General features: G+C 65.9%; 14 protein-coding genes, 1 tRNA gene and 1 pseudogene. 7 read left to right on the top strand and 9 right to left on the bottom strand.

Features of this window, described 5'->3' with window-relative positions; translation table 11 throughout:
* Positions 1-5: 5 nt before the first annotated feature.
* From N5E02_RS06780 to N5E02_RS06770, 3 genes are all read right to left on the bottom strand, one after another.
* Positions 6-872 carry a hypothetical protein gene (locus N5E02_RS06780; protein ID WP_065179542.1) on the bottom strand — a complete coding sequence of 289 codons (867 nt, stop codon included), beginning with the start codon at positions 870-872 and terminating at the stop codon, positions 6-8.
* Between the two features lie 76 nt (positions 873-948).
* A complete protein-coding gene (locus N5E02_RS06775; protein WP_134970660.1) occupies positions 949-1,356 on the bottom strand; it encodes a hypothetical protein in 408 nt (135 codons plus the stop codon).
* 488 nt (positions 1,357-1,844) lie between these two features.
* Positions 1,845-2,192, bottom strand: a complete 348-nt coding sequence (locus N5E02_RS06770; RefSeq protein ID WP_049471387.1) for a helix-turn-helix domain-containing protein — start codon at positions 2,190-2,192, stop codon at positions 1,845-1,847.
* A 101-nt stretch (positions 2,193-2,293) separates the two neighbouring features.
* Here N5E02_RS06770 and N5E02_RS06765 point away from each other — a divergent pair, with 101 nt between their 5' ends.
* The 3 genes from N5E02_RS06765 to N5E02_RS06755 all read left to right on the top strand — a co-directional run bounded on the left by N5E02_RS06765 (position 2,294) and on the right by N5E02_RS06755 (position 6,701).
* Positions 2,294-3,283 carry an oxidoreductase gene (locus tag N5E02_RS06765; RefSeq protein ID WP_279946105.1) on the top strand — a complete coding sequence of 330 codons (990 nt, stop codon included), beginning with the start codon at positions 2,294-2,296 and terminating at the stop codon, positions 3,281-3,283.
* 151 nt (positions 3,284-3,434) lie between these two features.
* Complete coding sequence (locus N5E02_RS06760) at positions 3,435-6,188, top strand: UvrD-helicase domain-containing protein (protein WP_279946112.1); 2,754 nt, start codon at positions 3,435-3,437, stop codon at positions 6,186-6,188.
* 27 nt (positions 6,189-6,215) lie between these two features.
* A complete protein-coding gene (locus N5E02_RS06755) occupies positions 6,216-6,701 on the top strand; it encodes a DUF6713 family protein (protein WP_279946104.1) in 486 nt (161 codons plus the stop codon).
* A gap of 43 nt (positions 6,702-6,744) precedes the next feature.
* On the opposite strand, the gene N5E02_RS06750 is transcribed toward N5E02_RS06755, so the two are convergent.
* Together N5E02_RS06750 and N5E02_RS06745 are read right to left on the bottom strand one after the other, a co-directional pair.
* A tRNA-Ser gene (locus N5E02_RS06750) sits at positions 6,745-6,834 on the bottom strand.
* A gap of 155 nt (positions 6,835-6,989) precedes the next feature.
* A complete protein-coding gene (locus tag N5E02_RS06745; RefSeq protein ID WP_005410175.1) occupies positions 6,990-7,982 on the bottom strand; it encodes a LysR family transcriptional regulator in 993 nt (330 codons plus the stop codon).
* Positions 7,983-8,109: 127 nt separating this feature from the next.
* Here N5E02_RS06745 and N5E02_RS06740 point away from each other — a divergent pair, with 127 nt between their 5' ends.
* Both N5E02_RS06740 and N5E02_RS06735 read left to right on the top strand, forming a co-directional pair.
* Positions 8,110-8,697, top strand: a complete 588-nt coding sequence (locus N5E02_RS06740) for an NAD(P)H-dependent oxidoreductase (protein ID WP_005417285.1) — start codon at positions 8,110-8,112, stop codon at positions 8,695-8,697.
* 137 nt (positions 8,698-8,834) lie between these two features.
* A pseudogene (locus N5E02_RS06735) lies at positions 8,835-9,182 on the top strand (ligand-binding protein SH3); the annotation flags it as partial.
* 144 nt (positions 9,183-9,326) lie between these two features.
* Here the strand turns inward: N5E02_RS06735 and serS are convergent.
* Entirely contained in the window at positions 9,327-10,607 is a 1,281-nt protein-coding gene (gene serS, locus N5E02_RS06730; RefSeq protein WP_065196080.1) for a serine--tRNA ligase, read from the bottom strand.
* Between the two features lie 113 nt (positions 10,608-10,720).
* Here serS and N5E02_RS06725 point away from each other — a divergent pair, with 113 nt between their 5' ends.
* Positions 10,721-11,359 carry an energy transducer TonB gene (locus N5E02_RS06725; RefSeq protein ID WP_005417291.1) on the top strand — a complete coding sequence of 213 codons (639 nt, stop codon included), beginning with the start codon at positions 10,721-10,723 and terminating at the stop codon, positions 11,357-11,359.
* Between the two features lie 119 nt (positions 11,360-11,478).
* Positions 11,479-12,051, top strand: a complete 573-nt coding sequence (locus N5E02_RS06720) for an energy transducer TonB (protein ID WP_069139846.1) — start codon at positions 11,479-11,481, stop codon at positions 12,049-12,051.
* A gap of 186 nt (positions 12,052-12,237) precedes the next feature.
* Here N5E02_RS06720 and aroA read toward each other — a convergent pair whose 3' ends face one another.
* The 3 genes from aroA to serC form a co-directional block, all read right to left on the bottom strand.
* Positions 12,238-13,545, bottom strand: coding sequence for a 3-phosphoshikimate 1-carboxyvinyltransferase (gene aroA, locus N5E02_RS06715; RefSeq protein ID WP_005417295.1), 1,308 nt, complete (start codon positions 13,543-13,545; stop codon positions 12,238-12,240).
* A gap of 76 nt (positions 13,546-13,621) precedes the next feature.
* Entirely contained in the window at positions 13,622-14,821 is a 1,200-nt protein-coding gene (pheA, locus tag N5E02_RS06710; protein ID WP_049414995.1) for a prephenate dehydratase, read from the bottom strand.
* Positions 14,822-14,872: 51 nt separating this feature from the next.
* Positions 14,873-15,958 carry a 3-phosphoserine/phosphohydroxythreonine transaminase gene (gene serC / locus N5E02_RS06705; protein WP_279946103.1) on the bottom strand — a complete coding sequence of 362 codons (1,086 nt, stop codon included), beginning with the start codon at positions 15,956-15,958 and terminating at the stop codon, positions 14,873-14,875.
* Positions 15,959-16,054: the final 96 nt, after the last annotated feature.

The following is a 16,054-nucleotide window of genomic DNA, read 5'->3' as shown; positions in this document are numbered from 1 at the left end:
TGCACTCACTTCCGGACCCGGGAGCGCGCGAGAACATCCCGCACCGCATCTTCCATCCGCTTCCAGTCCGCCAGGAAGGCCCGCTTGTAGTTCAGCGAGATGGAAAGCTTGTTCTCCACATCCGAGAAATAGTGGAAGCACCCCGCGGCGGCTTGTCCCTGCTCACTGATGACCTGATCGCCCTGCAGTCGAACGCCGTCCCCCCGGAACGCCGTGTTTTCGCATTTGATGAATGTGGTCAGGTTGCCGTTGGGAGCGCGCGCGATGTACCAGTCATCTTCATAGGCAGGATTGCGGGTGGGCGGTTGTCCATAGCGTGCTTCGTACTCCTTCGAGAAAACCGCCATCCTCGTTTCATCGATGGCGTAAGGCGTCAGGCCCATGACATCGGGCTGCGCAATCCGCAGATCGAGCCGATCCCGAGGATCCTTTCGCTCCACCGACCCCTCCTCGGTGGATGCCTGGTTGGAGGACAAGCGCTCCAATGATGTTTCGATTGGCGCACGATCGATGTAGTCGATCGCCACAGCAATCTCCTTCCGGAAATCATTCGTACGCGGATTGGCCCGGGCGCCCGGCGCCGTCGGCTTCATGTCCGGCCACTCGATGACCAGCGTCACGCCCTCGCCTGGCCACGGTGCGATCTGGCTGTCCAGGTAGTTGGCCGGAATGCGGAAGGTATTCGGCCCGAGCTTCACGTCCACGGGCGCATCGGTATAGGTGTGGCCGTTGATCGTGCGGCCGGTCTGCGTTGCGCCGGACATGGCGGGATTCCTTTCGTGTTCGGTGGACGGTGACCGTGCACATGCGCTGGCGCTCACCGCGACGGCAAGTGCAAGCGTCAGGCAACGGCTCGGGGACATCACGTGCATGGGCATTCCATTGCAGGGTTCCAGCGCCACTATAAGGAGCCGGGCGTCAACCGAACAGGAACCGCATCGCAGCCCTTCATGGAACCAGGCAGCGCTCTACCTGCAGTGACAGCACTTGGCAGGCGTTGAACAGGCCCTCGACCACGGCGGCGGAGGGACAGCAGGCGGGATCGTCGCTCTCCCGCGCCACATGCGCAGCGTGCAGCACCGCGGTCAACGCCGTGATGCCCGAAATGCTGCGGGTCGCCAGGGCCATGTCGAAGGCGCGGCCGGGGCTCAGGCACATTTCACTCCAGGCCTCGCCATCGGCACGCAGGTTCCTGCCGTGGCCTTTCAGGTGTGCAAAGAATGCCGATGGGGTGACGAACTCGGCGGATTCGCGGAGCGCGTCCTCCAGCGTTTCGGCCAAGGCAGCGGGAAGATCAAGTACAGCGGCACCCAGCAGCGCGTGCAGGCGGGGATGGTCGGGAAGACGTTCGGGCATGACGGCAACCTCACGTTGTGGCCACCTGCAGATGCAAGGTGGCGGACGGTGCGGGTTGGCGTGCCGGATACATGATGCAAGAAGCCGGCGGATCGAGAGATCCCCACGCACCGTCCGCCATGAACTGGCAGGCGATGCATTGTCACGGTTGCAACTCTGGCTGCAACCGTGACGCCGCGCATCATGTACGTTCAGGACGCCAATCCCGGCCACGGCGAATGCCTTGGCGCGGACATGGTTACCGCCCTGAACCGGCGGTGGAAAGCAGGGAAATCCTGATCGATCACGTCGCTACGTTAGTTGCGTCAGTGGATGTCGAGTTGTCCATTGACTGGCGTTCTTCGCCAGCAGGCGACTACCATCGACGCGTACTTTCCGGACGCCCTATCCAGCCGTATACGACATGCGCGCTCGCGGTGCCAAAGACCCGCCGATGGCTGTAGGCATTCGCGAAACCCACATGCGGCAAGCGCAACGCCGCGCAGCCTTCAGCTATCGCCTTGGGTGCTCTGATAGCCGCGGTAGGTCTCGCCCCACTCGCGCATCGCCAGCAGCACCGGCGCCAGTGTGCGGCCGAACTCGGACAGCTCGTATTCCACTTTCGGCGGCACTTCCGGATACACGTGGCGGATCACCACGCCATCGGCTTCCAGTTCACGGAGCTGGCTGGTGAGCATGGACTGGGTGGCGTTGGGCACCCGCCGCGTCAGTTCCATGAAACGCCGCTTGCCGGTCATCAGGTGAAAAAGAATGATCGGCTTCCACACGCCGCCGATCACCGACAGCGTGACTTCCACCGCGCAACCGCTTTTGCCGTCCCACCGTTTGCTACGCATGCATACTCCGGAAAACCATAGTACCTACGGAAAATCATCGTTCTTGTTGCAATAGTGGCACGAGCCTAGCATGGCCCCATTCCATCAATGTGAGGCCATCCATGACGTTCAAAGCCCTGCTGACCGGCAAGACGAACAACCAGCTTTCGACCGAGCTGGTCGATTTCGACGAGGCGGACCTGATGGACGGCGACGTCCTGGTGCAGGTCGAGTACTCCACGCTCAACTACAAGGATGCGCTTGCGCTCACCGGCAAGAGTCCGATCATCCGGACATTCCCGCTCATTCCCGGCATCGATCTGGCAGGCGTGGTGCTGGAATCCAGCAGGGCCGACTTCAAGCCAGGCGACCGCGTCGTGCTCAATGGCTGGGACCTGAGCATGGGCCACCACGGCGGCCTGGCACAGCGCGCCCGCGTACGCGGCGAATGGCTCAACCGGATTCCCGGCAACCTGAGCACCCGCGATGCCATGGCCATCGGCACCGCTGGCTATACCGCGATGCTGTGCGTGCTGGCCCTGGAACATGCCGGGGTGACGCCCGAGAAGGGCGATGTGCTGGTGACTGGCGCCAACGGTGGCGTCGGCTCGATTGCGGTGGCGATCCTGTCGAAGCTGGGCTATCGCGTGGTAGCCGCCACCGGACGCCCGGAGCATGCTGAGTATCTGCACAACCTGGGTGCGGCCGAGATCATCGATCGTGCGCAGCTTTCGGAGCCGCGCGAGCGGCCGGTGAGTGCCGAACGCTGGGCCGGCGTGGTGGATGTGGCCGGCGGCCCTACCCTGGTCAACGCCATCGCCGAGACGAAGTATCGCGGTGCCGTGGCCGCGTGCGGCCTGGCGCAGAGCGACGCTCTGCACGGCTCGGTATTGCCCTTCATCCTGCGCAACGTGACCCTGGCCGGCGTGGATTCGGTGAATGCCCCACAAGAGGTTCGCCAGCGCGCCTGGGATCGGCTTGCGACCGACCTGGACCCGCAAAAGCTGGAAAGCACCGTGCAGCAGATCGGCCTCGCCGAGGTGCTGGATGTCTATGGGCAGATCATCCCCGGCAAGGTGCGCGGCCGCATCGTCGTGGATGTGAACGCCTGACGCCTGTCGCGCTGGCGAGGGTGCAATGCCATCGCTGGCTCACGCGCGCGACTGACCGGAAAACGCAGCGTGCCACGCCAAGCCGCCTTATCATGGGGCGGCAAGGGCGCTTTACGCCCGGTGACGTACGCAAGGCAGTATCTGGATGTCTATGGAATGGCGCCCCTCGGTCTGGGGCCAGCGTGTCACCCGCTCGCCGGACTGGCAGTTGCGGCTGGATGGCGAACAGCTCGCGCTTTTGATCGACGGCAGGCAATACCACCAGCATGTGGCGAACGAACACAGCGTGCGGGTCGTTCGCGGCGTGCTCTGGTCCCGGGTCGAACTGACGACCGAGCACGGTGAAGCACTGTCCGTGGATGGGCTGCCGAACAGCCAGGGCTCCCGGCTTGCCGCTGCCGTTCAGCACGTGCTTTTCGCGCGCTCCAGACGAGGGCGCAAGGCACTGTTTGAGCACGTTCTGGCGCAGATCCAGGCGTGGCTGGCCGAGGCAGATGCGCTTACCGACCGAGGCACCACCGGCCGCCGCTGGATCACGTACGAACAGCAGCAGGCGTTGCTGGCCGAACGCCCGTCCCTGCCCCTCCCGTCAGCCGAGCTGGAGCAGCTGTTCCTCGACGAGGAGGTGCATGACGACCTGCACTCGGACCGCCACCGCATGGCACTGGATGCACTGCACGACTGGCAGCTGGATTGGCCCGCCATGTGGGCGGACGCCAATGAGGCAATGGCGACCCGTGAACTGGGTCTGGCCAAGCCCTTCCTGGACCGGGTCGAGAGCAGGCCGCTGACCGCGGAGCAGGCCCGCGCCGTCATCTGCTTCGACAACCGGGTGCAGGTCGTGGCCGCGGCCGGCTCTGGCAAGACCTCCACGATGGTTGCCAAGGCCGCCTATGCCATCGATCGCGGCTTCGTGGAGCCCGAACGGATCGTGATGCTCGCCTTCAACAAGGACGCCGCCAAGGAGCTGGAAGAGCGCGCGCAGCGATGCTTCGACCGGCTCGGCATGGGCGACACCGTGGTGGAAGCCCGGACCTTCCACGCCCTGGGCCTGTCCCTCATCGCCAAGGCCACAGGGCGCAAGCCCGATATCCCGGAATGGGCGGTCGACGCAACGCTGGGCTTCAACAAGCTGGCCGAACTGGTGGACGACCTGAAGGACCGTTCGACCCACTTCCGCACCCAGTGGGACATGTTCCGCCTGGTGTTCGGACGCGATCTGCCGCCGTTGGGTGCCGACATGATGGCCGATGGTTACGACCGCGATGGCACACCCTACATACGTACACTGCAGGGTGAGCGGGTGAAGAGCCTGGAAGAGTGCGTCATCGCCGACTGGCTGTTCTACAACGGAGTGGCGTACGACTACGAGCGGCGCTACGAGTTCGATACCGCGACGGATACCCACCGCCAGTATCGTCCGGACTTCTACTATCCGGACGCCCGGCTGTATCACGAGCACTTTGCGCTGGATGCCGATGGCCATCCGCCGAAGCACTTTGCCAACTACAGCGAAGGGATGCACTGGAAGCGGCAGCAGCATGCGGCACGCGGCACCGCACTGGTCGAAACGACGTCGTTCGGCCTGCGCAGTGGACAGGCCCTGCAGCATCTTGCCGAGCGGCTGGGTGCGTCTGGTGTCGAACTCGACCCGCACCCGGACCGCGAGCTGCCTGACCAGGGCGCCAAGCCGATGCCGGATGCAGACCTGATTGGCCTGATGCGCACCTTCATTGCGCATGCCAAGAGCAACTGCCTGACGCTGGATGACATGGCGGCGCGCCTGCGGCAGATGCCCGAGGATCAGTTCAAGGAACGCTACCGGCGCTTCCTGGAGATCGCCGGGCCGGTTTTCCAGGCCTGGGACAACGCGCTGGCTGACGAGCGCAGCATCGACTTCGAGGACATGCTCAACATGGCCGCCGGGCTGCTGGAACAGGGCCACTATGAATCACCCTACGATCTGGTGATGGCCGACGAATTCCAGGATGCCTCGCGCGCCCGTGCGCGCCTCTGCCGTGCGCTGGTCAGCCAACCGGGCCGCTATCTGTTTGCGGTGGGCGATGACTGGCAGTCGATCAATCGCTTCGCTGGCGCCGACGTTTCGGTGATGACCGGATTCCGTGAATGGATGGGGCATGGCCAGGTGCTGAAACTGGAGCAGACGTTCCGCTGCCCGCAGGCACTGTGCGACGTCTCCAGCCGCTTCATCAGCCGCAACCCCGCGCAGATGGCCAAGAAGGTCCGCTCTGCTGCGCCGGCAGTCGGCCCGGTGCTGCAGGCGTTCCAGATGAACCGGCGTGAGGAGGTGCAGGATGGCGTTCGCCAGTACCTTTCGAAGCTGCACCAGCAACTGTTGTCAGGCGCGGTGGCGCAGGGCCGCAATGGACGCGTGACGGTCTTTGTTCTGGGGCGGTATCGCGCGGATCGCGGTGCAGTGCCTTCGGATTGGAAGACGGCCTTTGGCAGCACGATGGACGTCGAGTTCCTGACCGCACATCGATCGAAGGGGCGCGAGGCGGACTACGTGATCCTGCCGGGCATGATCAACCGCAGCTTCCCGAACCTGCGCGCGGATGACCCGGTGCTTTCGCTGGCGATGCCGGACGGCGATACCTATCCGCTGAGCGAAGAACGGCGCCTGTTCTATGTCGCGCTGACGCGTGCGCGACGGTCGGTTGCGATGTTCACCCTGCAGGGCAGGCACTCGCCATTCCTGGATGAGCTGGTGAAGGACGGGGCCGTAGAAGTGACCGCGATTTCAGGCGCGGCCATCCACGAAGAGCGCTGCCCGGTGTGCAAGGTGGGCGTGTTCGTGGACCGCAATGGGCCGCATGGGGCGTTCCGGTCGTGCTCGAGTTACCCGTTGTGCCATAACAAGCCGAAGAGTGAGCGTCGTGGGTGAGCGTATTCTCTGCGCTTTCCTGGCGATGTGCGCACTGCCCTCACCGTCACCGTGAGCTTCGCCCAGGCGGAGATCGACTACTCACTCCGGCTGCTAGACTTTGCCGACATTCAAATGGACGACCCCATGGAACGGTGGTATCTGGCAACACTGCTGGCGTTGGTCCTGCACCAGATTGATGCAGCGTTCTGGCACGAGTGGGCCCTGTTCGGCGTTCCCGGCGGCATCCAGGGGTTTCTGGCTTTCAACCTGATCGCTGTGGGCGCCCTGCTGCATGGCTATCGCCAGGTTGTGCTGGCCAAGGCCTCCGCGCGGGCGTATGCCAGCCTGTGCGGGACAGTTGGCGCCGGCACCGCCATGATTCATGTGGGCTTCGCCGCGGCCGGTCGTGACGAGTTCCTGCTTCCGCTCTCCATCGCAACGCTGGCGGCCTGCCTCGTGGCCGGCGTCGGGCTCCTCATGCAAGGCCGCCGTGCTACCCCGGCTCGCGTGCAGATCGATGGCGTGGACTGACGAGACGAAAAAGCCCCTGAATCCAGGGGCTCTTTGAATCAACTGGCGGAGAGAGTGGGATTCGAACCCACGGAAGGTTTGACCCTTCGCCGGTTTTCAAGACCGGTGCCTTAAACCGCTCGGCCATCTCTCCAATCGGGTCCCGGTCGCCCGGGCAGCGCCGTATTCTCGCACGTGACGGACATTTGCCCAAGACCACCATGCCCCTGCCCTCCGCATCCGGCACGGTGGGGCCTTCGCCGTAGAACAGCAACGCCGGACATCGCCCGGCGCTGCCTTCAAGACCTCTCAGCCGGCATCCACCGCCAGCGCACCCAGCGCACTGGCCTTGATCCGCTCCTTGGCCTTTTCACAGGCGCCACCGCAATCCAGGCGCGAGGCCTCCAGCTGCGGCGGCAGGTGCTCGGCCAGGAAGTCGATGAACACGCGCACCGCCGGCAGCAGGCCGCGGCGCGAAGCGAACACGGCGTGGCACACGCCCTGCGGCAGCGACCAGTCCGGCAGCACCACTTCCAACTCGCCGTTGCGCACGGCGTCGGCGCACACGGTCTCCGGCAGCATGGTGATGCCGAAACCGTCCTTAACCATGCTCTGCAGCAGCGGGAAGTCGAAACCGGCCACGCGCGGCTGCAAGTCGACCCGGCGCACTTCGCCTTCCGGGCCATGCAGTTCCCAGCGCTGGCGTGCTTCGTCTTCGCTGATGCTGAGGGTGACGTGCTGGGTGAGCTCTTCCGGGTCCTTGGGGCGTCCGGCGCGGTCCAGGTACTTCGGGCTGGCCACCAGCAGTTCCTGCACCTGGCCGAAGCTGCGCATCACCAGGCTGCCGTCGTCATCCAGGCGCGAACGCACGCGCAGGGCGACGTCGTAGCCTTCATTGATGATATCCACGCGGCGGTTGCTGATGTTCAGCTGCAGCCGCACCTTCGGGTACTGCTCAAGGAACTTGGGCAGCAGCTTGGGCAGCTGCATCTGCGCCAGTGACACCGGCACGCTGGCGCGCACCACACCGCGCGGCTCCGCGCTGAGGCGGTCCACCACTTCGCGTGCGGCCTGGGCCTCGGCCAGCATCGTCTGCGCATGGCGGTGCACGCTGGTGCCGACATCGGTGACCGCGAAACGGCGCGTGGAGCGCTGCAGCAGGCGTACGCCCAGGTCGGTTTCCAGCTGGCTGATGCGGCGGCTCAGGCGCGACTTGGGAATACCCAGTGCGCGCTCGGCGGCGGCGAATCCGCCATGGTCGACCACCATCGCGAAGTAGTACAGGTCATTCAGGTCATGCATACCCGAGTTCCATATCTAGAACAATACGTGGCATTCAACCACCTTTATTCCGCCTTTGCAACAACCTATCGTTCTCTCCGTCGGCGGGGCCATCCCGCCCCTTCCTCCCAGAACACAGGTGACTGCCATGAAGCTTCTGCATCTCGACGCCAGCGTGCTTGGCGACAACTCCGTCTCGCGCCAGCTGTCGGCCGCTGTGGTCGCCCGCTTCGCCAGCCAGATCGATGGCCTGCAGGTCGATTATCGCGATCTTGACGCCAATCCGGTACCGCATCTGCGCAGCAGCTCGCTGGCCAAGACCGACGCGGCCGAGGCGACCGACGCTGAACAGGTGATGCAGCAGTTCCTGGACGCCGACATCGTGGTGATCGGCGCGCCGATGTACAACTTCAGCATTCCATCCACGCTGAAGGCCTGGATCGACCGCGTGGCCGTGGCCGGCCGCACCTTCAAGTACACCGAGAACGGCCCGGTGGGCCTGGCCGGTGGCAAGCGGGTGATAATCGCCAGCAGCCGTGGCGGCATCTACACCGACTCGCCGGCCGACTTCCAGGAGCCGTTCCTGCGCCAGGTGTTCGCCTTCATGGGCATCAACGAGGTCGAATTCGTGCGCGCCGAAGGCATCGCCTATTCGCCGCAGCACCGTGAAGACGCCATTGCCGGTGCGCTGGCGGCACTTCCGTCGCACGAAGCGGCCGAAGCCGTCGCTGCGTAACGCGTTCCAACGTTCGGCGCCCCTCTCTCCTCGTCTGGGCGCTGAACGCGGGCCGGGATCCCCTCCCCCATCCCGGCCCACCCTGGCGGCCCCGCTATGCGGGGCCGTTTTCTTTTGCGACGCGCTAGGCTGGGGGCATGAACTACATCGTGACGGCTGCGCACCGCAGCGAATTTCCGCACCCGATCACCCTGCGCCGCGGCCAGGCGCTGGTAGTGGGCGAACGCTATGAAGGCCCGGAGGGCTGGGACGACTGGTTCCTGTGCGAGGCCGAGGGGCAGCAGCCCGGCTTCGTGCCGGCGCCGGTGATCGGCCACGATGCGCAGGGTGGCGCGTTTGCCACGCAGGATTACTGCGCACGCGAACTGGATGTGGATCCGGGGCAGCTGCTGCGAGGGATGCGCACGCTTAACGGGTGGGCATGGTGCATGCCGGAGGCCGGCGAACCGGGATGGGTGCCGTTGGAGAAGCTGCGCGCTGTGGAGTGTTCGCGGGGGTTCATCCACGCATGGCGTGGATCTACTGGGGCATCGTTGAATTCATGCCCGGCGCGTGCAACATCCTCAAGTAGATCCACGCCATGCGTGGATACGGTGCCATGCAAGCATGGCACCCACCCAGCCAGAGAATCAGGCGATGGTTTCCAGACCGCCCATGTACGGGCGCAGGGCCTCCGGCACGGTGATGCTGCCGTCGGCGTTCTGGTAGTTCTCCATCACCGCGATCATCGCGCGGCCAACCGCCACGCCCGAGCCGTTCAGGGTATGCACCAGCTCAGGCTTGCCGGTGGCCGGGTTGCGCCAGCGCGCCTGCATGCGGCGGGCCTGGAAGTCACCACAGTTCGAGCACGAGGAGATCTCGCGGTAAGTCTCCTGCGACGGCAGCCAGACTTCCAGATCGTAGGTCTTCACCGCCGAGAAGCCCATGTCGCCGGTGCACAGCAGCACCTTGCGGTACGGCAGGCCCAGCTTTTCCAGCACCACTTCGGCACAGCGGGTCATGCGCTGGTGCTCGGCGTCGCTGTCTTCCGGGCGGCTGATCGAGACCAGCTCGACCTTCTCGAACTGGTGCTGGCGGATCATGCCGCGCACGTCGCGGCCCCCGCTGCCGGCCTCGGCACGGAAGCACATCGAGTGGGCGGTCATGCGCAGCGGCAGGCGCTCGGCGTCGACGATCTCGTCGCGCACGATGTTGGTCAGCGGCACTTCCGAGGTCGGGATCAGGTACCGCGTGGAGTCGCCCACGGCGGTCTTGAACAGGTCGTCCTCGAACTTCGGCAGCTGGCTGGTGCCACGCAGCGAATCGGCGTTGACCAGCAGCGGCACGTTGGTTTCCTCATAGCCGTGCTCACCGGTGTGCAGGTCGACCATGAACTGGGCCAGCGCACGGTGCAGGCGCGCGATCGGGCCGCGCAGTACGGTGAAGCGCGAGCCGGACAGCTTGGCCGCGGTCTCGCCGTCCAGCCAGCCGTTGCGCGCACCCAGCTCAACGTGGTCGAGCACCTTGAAGTCGAACTGGCGCGGAGTACCCCAGCGCGCCTGCTCGACATTGTCGTTCTCGTCGGAACCGGCCGGCACGTCATCGGCCGGCAGGTTCGGAATCCCCATAGAGATCGCTTCGATCTTCTCGCGCAGCTCGTCCAGCGCCACTTCCGAGGCCTTCAGCTCGTCGGCGAATGCAGCGACCTCGGCCATGATGGCCGACACGTCCTCGCCCTTGGCCTTGGCCTGGCCGATAGCCTTGGAACGGCTGTTGCGCAGGCTCTGCAGCTCCTGGGTACGCACCTGGATGCGCTTGCGATCGGCCTCCAGGGACTCCAGGGCAGACACGTCGAGCTCGAAGCCGCGGCTGGTGCGCAGGCGTTCGGCGAGGTCGGCGGGCTGGTGGCGGAGCAGGGCTGGATCAAGCATGGCAGGTGTCGTGGTGGGTATCAGGGATGGGATTATCGCTTGTTATACGGATTTCTGCCGCCCGGTTCATTCCCGCCGTGGCAGAATCGGGGCATTCCGTACTGGTCCGGTCCATGTCTGCACCCCGCTCGTCGTCCGCCAAGTCGTTTACCGTGCATATCCCGCGCAACGCCCTGAAGATCGCGGGCATCGCCTTCGGCGTGGGCGTGCTGCTGTTCGTGCTGGTCTGGTACACCGGTCGCGACAAGGAATTCTTCCGCGCCGACCCGGCCGCACAGACCCCGCAGGAGACGGCGCAGGTGGAACCGCTGCCCGAACCGCTGGCTGCGGCCGCCGGTTCCAGCGACATGCCCGATGCCAAGCCGGCCCCGGTCGAGGAGGAAGCCCCGAAGCTGGTCGAAACCCCGCCGCCACCGCCGGCGCCCGTCGCTGAAGCGGCCCCGGTCGCACCGGCCCCGGCGCCGGCTGCTACAGGCAACAGCCAGCCGATGCCGATCGCCGGTCAGTCGCCTCCACCGGCCTACCCGGCCGCCGCGCTGCGCGCCGGCGAGACCGGCAGCGTGGTGGTGCGCGTGGACGTGGATGCCACCGGCTATCCGAACAATGCCACGGTGATCCAGCGCAGCGGCTCACGCGAGCTCGACCGTGCCGCGACCGATGCGGTGCGCCGCTGGCGCTTCACCCCGGCGCAGAGCAACGGCCAGGCCGTACCGGGCAGCATTGAAGTGCCGTTCGACTTCAAGACCCAGTAACTGAACGTTTCCCGGCAGGCAAACTGAACCCTGCCGGTCGCGTTGACGCAACGCTGACACTTCCCGCCACTGGCCCGCGCAACACTCTCCCCGTCGTCCATTGACGGAAGGAGTTTGCGATGACCGCCACCACCCACGAAGACCTTCATTCGCCGCAGCTGCAGCAGGACGCCAGCGAACAGCACAAGCCCACGTCGCCCTGGATGTGGATCGCGCTGATCGTGGCGATGTTTGCCGCCGCGCTGCTCTGGCTGCGTCACTCGAACCAGGAAGACGTGGCGCCGGCACCGGTCGGCGAGCGCATGCTGCCCGCGCCCGAGCAGGCGCCGGTCGCCGATGTACAACAGCCTGCGGCCCGCCAGGCCGCAGCGGCCGGCAACCAGCGCAAGGCCCCCCCTGCCGTACGCAATCGCGAGGCACGCCCGCTGGCAGGCAACAGCAAGCCGACCTACCCCGCTGCCGCGCTGCGCAATGGCGTGCAGGGCAGCGTGGTCGCCAGCCTGAATGTCGATGCCCGCGGCCAGGTCACCAATGCTGCGATTGTTTCGCGCAGCGGCGAGCGCAGCCGTGACCTGGATCGTGCGGTGCTGAGCGCCGTGCAGAACTGGAAGTTCCAGCCGGCGATGCATGAAGGCCGTGCAGTGGCCAGTGTGGTGCGGGTCCCGGTGGATTTCCGTACCGGACAGCGTTGATCGCGGACGAGGGGTTCGTGATGTTTAGACGGAGGCTTCGGCCTCCGTCCTTTTATGCGGAGAAGCGTGCCGACCAAGGTCGGCACCTACCGGGCGATGTGAGCGCGCCGACCGAGGTCGGCACCTACCGGACAGGGGGCGCGTGCCAACCATGGTTGGCACCTACCGGAAAACCTGATCGGCCGATCAGGCCAGGTTGAAGCCGGCGCTGCGTGCCAGGCCGTCGAAGTCCGGGAAGGAGGTGGCGACGTTGGCGATGTCGTTGATGCGCACTTCGCCGTCGCTGATCTGGCCGGCAATGGCAAACGCCATGGCAATACGGTGGTCACCGTGGCTTTCGATGGTGCCACTCCCCAGCCGAACGCCGCCGTGCAGGGTGGCGCCGTCTTCGGTCTCGTCCACCTGCATGCCCAGCGCACGCAGGCCGGTGGCCATCGCCGCAAGGCGGTCGGATTCCTTCACTCGCAGTTCGGCCGCACCGCTCACCACGGTCTGGCCCTCGGCGGCCGCGGCGGCCACGAACAGCGCCGGGAACTCGTCGATCATGTCCGGCACCAGTTCTTCCGGAATGCGTGCGCCCTTCAGCGGGGCGTAGCGCACCACCAGGTCGGCCACCGGTTCACCGCCCTGTTCTGCCGGGTTCTCTTCGCTGATGTCCGCACCCATCAGGCGCAGCGCATGCAGCAGGCCAGTGCGACGCGGATTCAGGCCGACCTGCTTCAGGCGCAGCTCGGAACCGGGAATGATGCTGGCGGCGACCAGGTAGAACGCGGCCGAAGAGAAATCGGCGGGTACCACGATATCCGTGGCGCGCAGGCGCTGGCCACCGCGCAGGCGGGCCTTGCCCGGCGAAAACGCGATGTCCACGCCGAATGCGGACAACATGCGCTCGGTGTAGTCGCGGGTCGGGTGCGGTTCGGTCACGCTGGTTTCGCCCTGCGCATACAGCCCGGCCAGCAGCACCGCCGACTTGACCTGCGCACTGGCCACCGGCGAGGCGAAATCGATGCCGTGCAGCGCTTGGCCACCATGCACGTGCAGCGGCGGCGTGCCGTCGTCCTGGGTGTCGATCCTTGCGCCCATCTGCGACAGCGGGCCGGTCACGCGGCGCATCGGTCGGCCGGACAGCGATTCATCGCCGATCAGCGTGCAGTCGAAGGCCTGGCCTGCCAGCAGGCCCGCCAGCAGGCGCATGCCGGTACCGGCATTGCCGCAGTCCAGCGGTGCCTGCGGTGCTTTCAGGCCGTCGATACCCACCCCATGCACGATGCGCTGCGACGGGCTGGGGGTTTCGATGCGCACCCCCAGCTGGCTGAAGATGCGCGCGGTGGCGCGGGTGTCTTCGCCTTCCAGGAAGCCTTCGATGTGCGAGGTGCCATCGGCCAGCGCGGCAAACATCACCGAGCGGTGCGAGACCGACTTGTCGCCGGGAATGGTCAGGCTGCCCTGCAGCGGCTGGCCCTTGCGGGCAATCCAGTGTTGCGCGTTGCTCATCGTTCGATCATTCCGTAAACACCGGCAGCGCCGGCGATGCATCAGGGAGCGGCGGCTGTTGCCGCCACAGCAGCACTCAGGGCACGGCCACCGGATAGGAGCCCAGCACCTTGATCTGCGCCGAGTGCGCTTCCAGTTCGGCCAGCGCGGCCTGCATCGGCGCGTCGTCGATATGGCCGGCCAGGTCGATGAAGAAGCCGTACTCCCACTTGCCGTGGTGTGACGGCCGCGACTCGATTCGGTTCATGCTGATGCCGTGGCGGGCGAACGGGCTGAGCACGTCGAACAGCGCACCGGGCTTGTCATGGATGAACACCAGCACCGAGGTGCGGTCGTGCCCGGAGGTCGGGAAAATGTTGCGACCCACCACCAGGAAGCGGGTGGTGTTGTCGGCATCGTTCTGGATCGGCTTGGTGACCACCTTCTTCAGGCCGTACACGTGGCCTGCACTCTCGCCGCCGATGGCCGCCGCGTCGTCGGCGTTGCGCGCACGACGCGCGCCTTCGGCGTTGCTCGACACCGGAATCTTCTCGGCCTTCGGCAGGTTGGCGCGCAGCCACGCCGAGGTCTGCATGAACGACTGCGGATGCGCGTAGATGCGCTCGATGTCCTCGATGCGGCCGCTGCGCGACATCAGGAACTGCTGCACGCGCAGTTCCACTTCGCCGCAGATCTTCAGGTTGGAGGTCAGGAACATGTCCAGGGTGATCTGGATGGTGCCCTGCCCCGAATTCTCCACCGGCACCACGCCGAAATCGGCGTTGCCCGCTTCCACTTCCTGGAACACCTCTTCGATGCTGGCCATCGGCAGGCCCAGCGCCGAGCGGCCGAAGTGCTTGAGCACGGCCTGCTGGCTGAAAGTACCTTCCGGGCCGAGGTAACCGATCTTCAGCGGCTCCTGCTGGGCCAGGCAGGCCGACATGATCTCGCGGTAGACGTGCACCAGCAGTTCATCGCTGAGCGGGCCTTCGTTGCGGTCCACCACCATGCGCAGCACCTGCGCTTCGCGCTCGGGGCGGTAGTAGTCGACGGCGGCGGCGAGCTTGCCCTTGGCCTTGCCGACCTGGTGGGCGAAGCGCGCGCGCTCGGCGATCAGGCTCTGGATGTCGCGGTCGATCTGGTCGATCTTCGAGCGCACATCGGCCAGCGCCAGCGGCGCCAGGGTGGGTGCCGGGTTCGAGGTGGCCTTGGCCTTGCCCTTCGCCTTGGTGGGCACGCTGTCCTTGGCCGGTTCGGCCTTCTTCGGCGCCTTCTTGCTGGATTTGCTGCTTGCCATCGGAATTCCTTGTTTCGGGGCACGCACCCGACGGTGCGCGCCGTTCATTGCTCAGCCGTGACGCTGCTGGAAATCGGCCATGAAGGCGACCAGCGCCTCGGCCCCGGCCAGCGGCATGGCGTTGTACAGCGAGGCACGGATGCCACCGACGACCTTGTGCCCCTTCAGCGCCAGCAGGCCAGCGGCCTTGGCCTCGGCCACGAAGCGGGCATCGAGATCGGCATCGGGCAGGAAGAACGGGATGTTCATCCGCGAACGGGCCGCGTGTGCAACCTCATTGCGGTAGAAGCCGCCGGAACCGTCGATGGCGCCGTACATCAGCGCGGCCTTGGCGGCATTGCGCCTGGCGAACTCGGCCACGCCGCCCTCGGCCAGCATCCACTTGAACACCAGGCCGGCCAGGTACCAGTTCCAGGTTGGCGGGGTATTGAGCATCGAATCGCGGGCGACATGCGAGCGGTAATCGAAGATGTCCGCGCGTGGCTGGCCACTGCGCTCGAGCAGGTCGCGGCGGATGATCATCACCGCGATGCCGACCGGGCCCAGGTTCTTCTGCGCGCCGGCATAGATCACGCCGTAGCGGCGCACGTCCAGCGGCTCGCTGGCGATGGACGAGCTGAAGTCGGCGATCAGCGGAACGTTGCCGGTGTCGGGCACATCACGGAACTCGACGCCGTGGATGGTCTCGTTGGCGGTGATGTGCACGTAGGCGGCATCGGGTGACAGCTGCCAGTCGGCGCGCGGCGGCAGCGTGCGATAGCCATCGGCCTCGCTGCTGGCGGCGATGTTGACGTCCACGTAGACACCGGCCTGCCTGACCGCGGTCTTGCCCCAGTGGCCACTGACCACGTAGTCGGCACGCTGGCCGGGGGCGGCGAAGTTCAGCGGGATCAACGCCTGCTGGGTGGTGGCACCACCGGACAGGAACAGCACCGCGTAGTCTTCGGGGATATCGAGCAGGCGACGCAGGTCGGCCTCGGCCTCGGCGGCCACGGACATGAATTCCGCGCCGCGATGGCTCATTTCCACGATCGAAGCGCCGGACCCGTGCCAGTCCAGCATTTCCGCCTGCGCCTGGCGCAGGACCGATTCCGGCAAGGTCGCAGGGCCGGCACTGAAGTTGAACGCGCGCGTCATGTCACACCTGTGGGGCAAGACCCCTAGTATGCCGCAGTGCACCAGCCTTGCGGCCTTGTGCGGCAAGGGAAATTTGGTTTCATCGGAATCCATCGG

Source organism: Stenotrophomonas sp. GD03777 (assembly GCF_029842485.1).
GTDB classification, from domain to species: Bacteria; Pseudomonadota; Gammaproteobacteria; order Xanthomonadales; family Xanthomonadaceae; genus Stenotrophomonas; species Stenotrophomonas sepilia.
Note: the sequence above shows the minus strand (reverse complement) of the source record. Positions and strands in the feature narration are given on the sequence as shown.

Bases quoted from the DNA above. Each gene is read 5' to 3' on its own strand.
- serC (WP_279946103.1), bottom strand. From the start codon at position 15,958: ATGACGCGCGCGTTCAACTTCAGTGCCGGCCCTGCGACCTTGCCGGAA.
- serS (WP_065196080.1), bottom strand. From the start codon at position 10,607: ATGCTTGATCCAGCCCTGCTCCGCCACCAGCCCGCCGACCTCGCCGAA.
- N5E02_RS06765 (WP_279946105.1), top strand. From the start codon at position 2,294: ATGACGTTCAAAGCCCTGCTGACCGGCAAGACGAACAACCAGCTTTCG.
- N5E02_RS06760 (WP_279946112.1), top strand. From the start codon at position 3,435: ATGGAATGGCGCCCCTCGGTCTGGGGCCAGCGTGTCACCCGCTCGCCG.
- N5E02_RS06740 (WP_005417285.1), top strand. From the start codon at position 8,110: ATGAAGCTTCTGCATCTCGACGCCAGCGTGCTTGGCGACAACTCCGTC.
- aroA (WP_005417295.1), bottom strand. From the start codon at position 13,545: ATGAGCAACGCGCAACACTGGATTGCCCGCAAGGGCCAGCCGCTGCAG.
- N5E02_RS06770 (WP_049471387.1), bottom strand. From the start codon at position 2,192: ATGCGTAGCAAACGGTGGGACGGCAAAAGCGGTTGCGCGGTGGAAGTC.
- N5E02_RS06725 (WP_005417291.1), top strand. From the start codon at position 10,721: ATGTCTGCACCCCGCTCGTCGTCCGCCAAGTCGTTTACCGTGCATATC.
- pheA (WP_049414995.1), bottom strand. From the start codon at position 14,821: ATGGCAAGCAGCAAATCCAGCAAGAAGGCGCCGAAGAAGGCCGAACCG.
- N5E02_RS06745 (WP_005410175.1), bottom strand. From the start codon at position 7,982: ATGCATGACCTGAATGACCTGTACTACTTCGCGATGGTGGTCGACCAT.
- N5E02_RS06780 (WP_065179542.1), bottom strand. From the start codon at position 872: ATGCACGTGATGTCCCCGAGCCGTTGCCTGACGCTTGCACTTGCCGTC.
- N5E02_RS06775 (WP_134970660.1), bottom strand. From the start codon at position 1,356: ATGCCCGAACGTCTTCCCGACCATCCCCGCCTGCACGCGCTGCTGGGT.
- N5E02_RS06720 (WP_069139846.1), top strand. From the start codon at position 11,479: ATGACCGCCACCACCCACGAAGACCTTCATTCGCCGCAGCTGCAGCAG.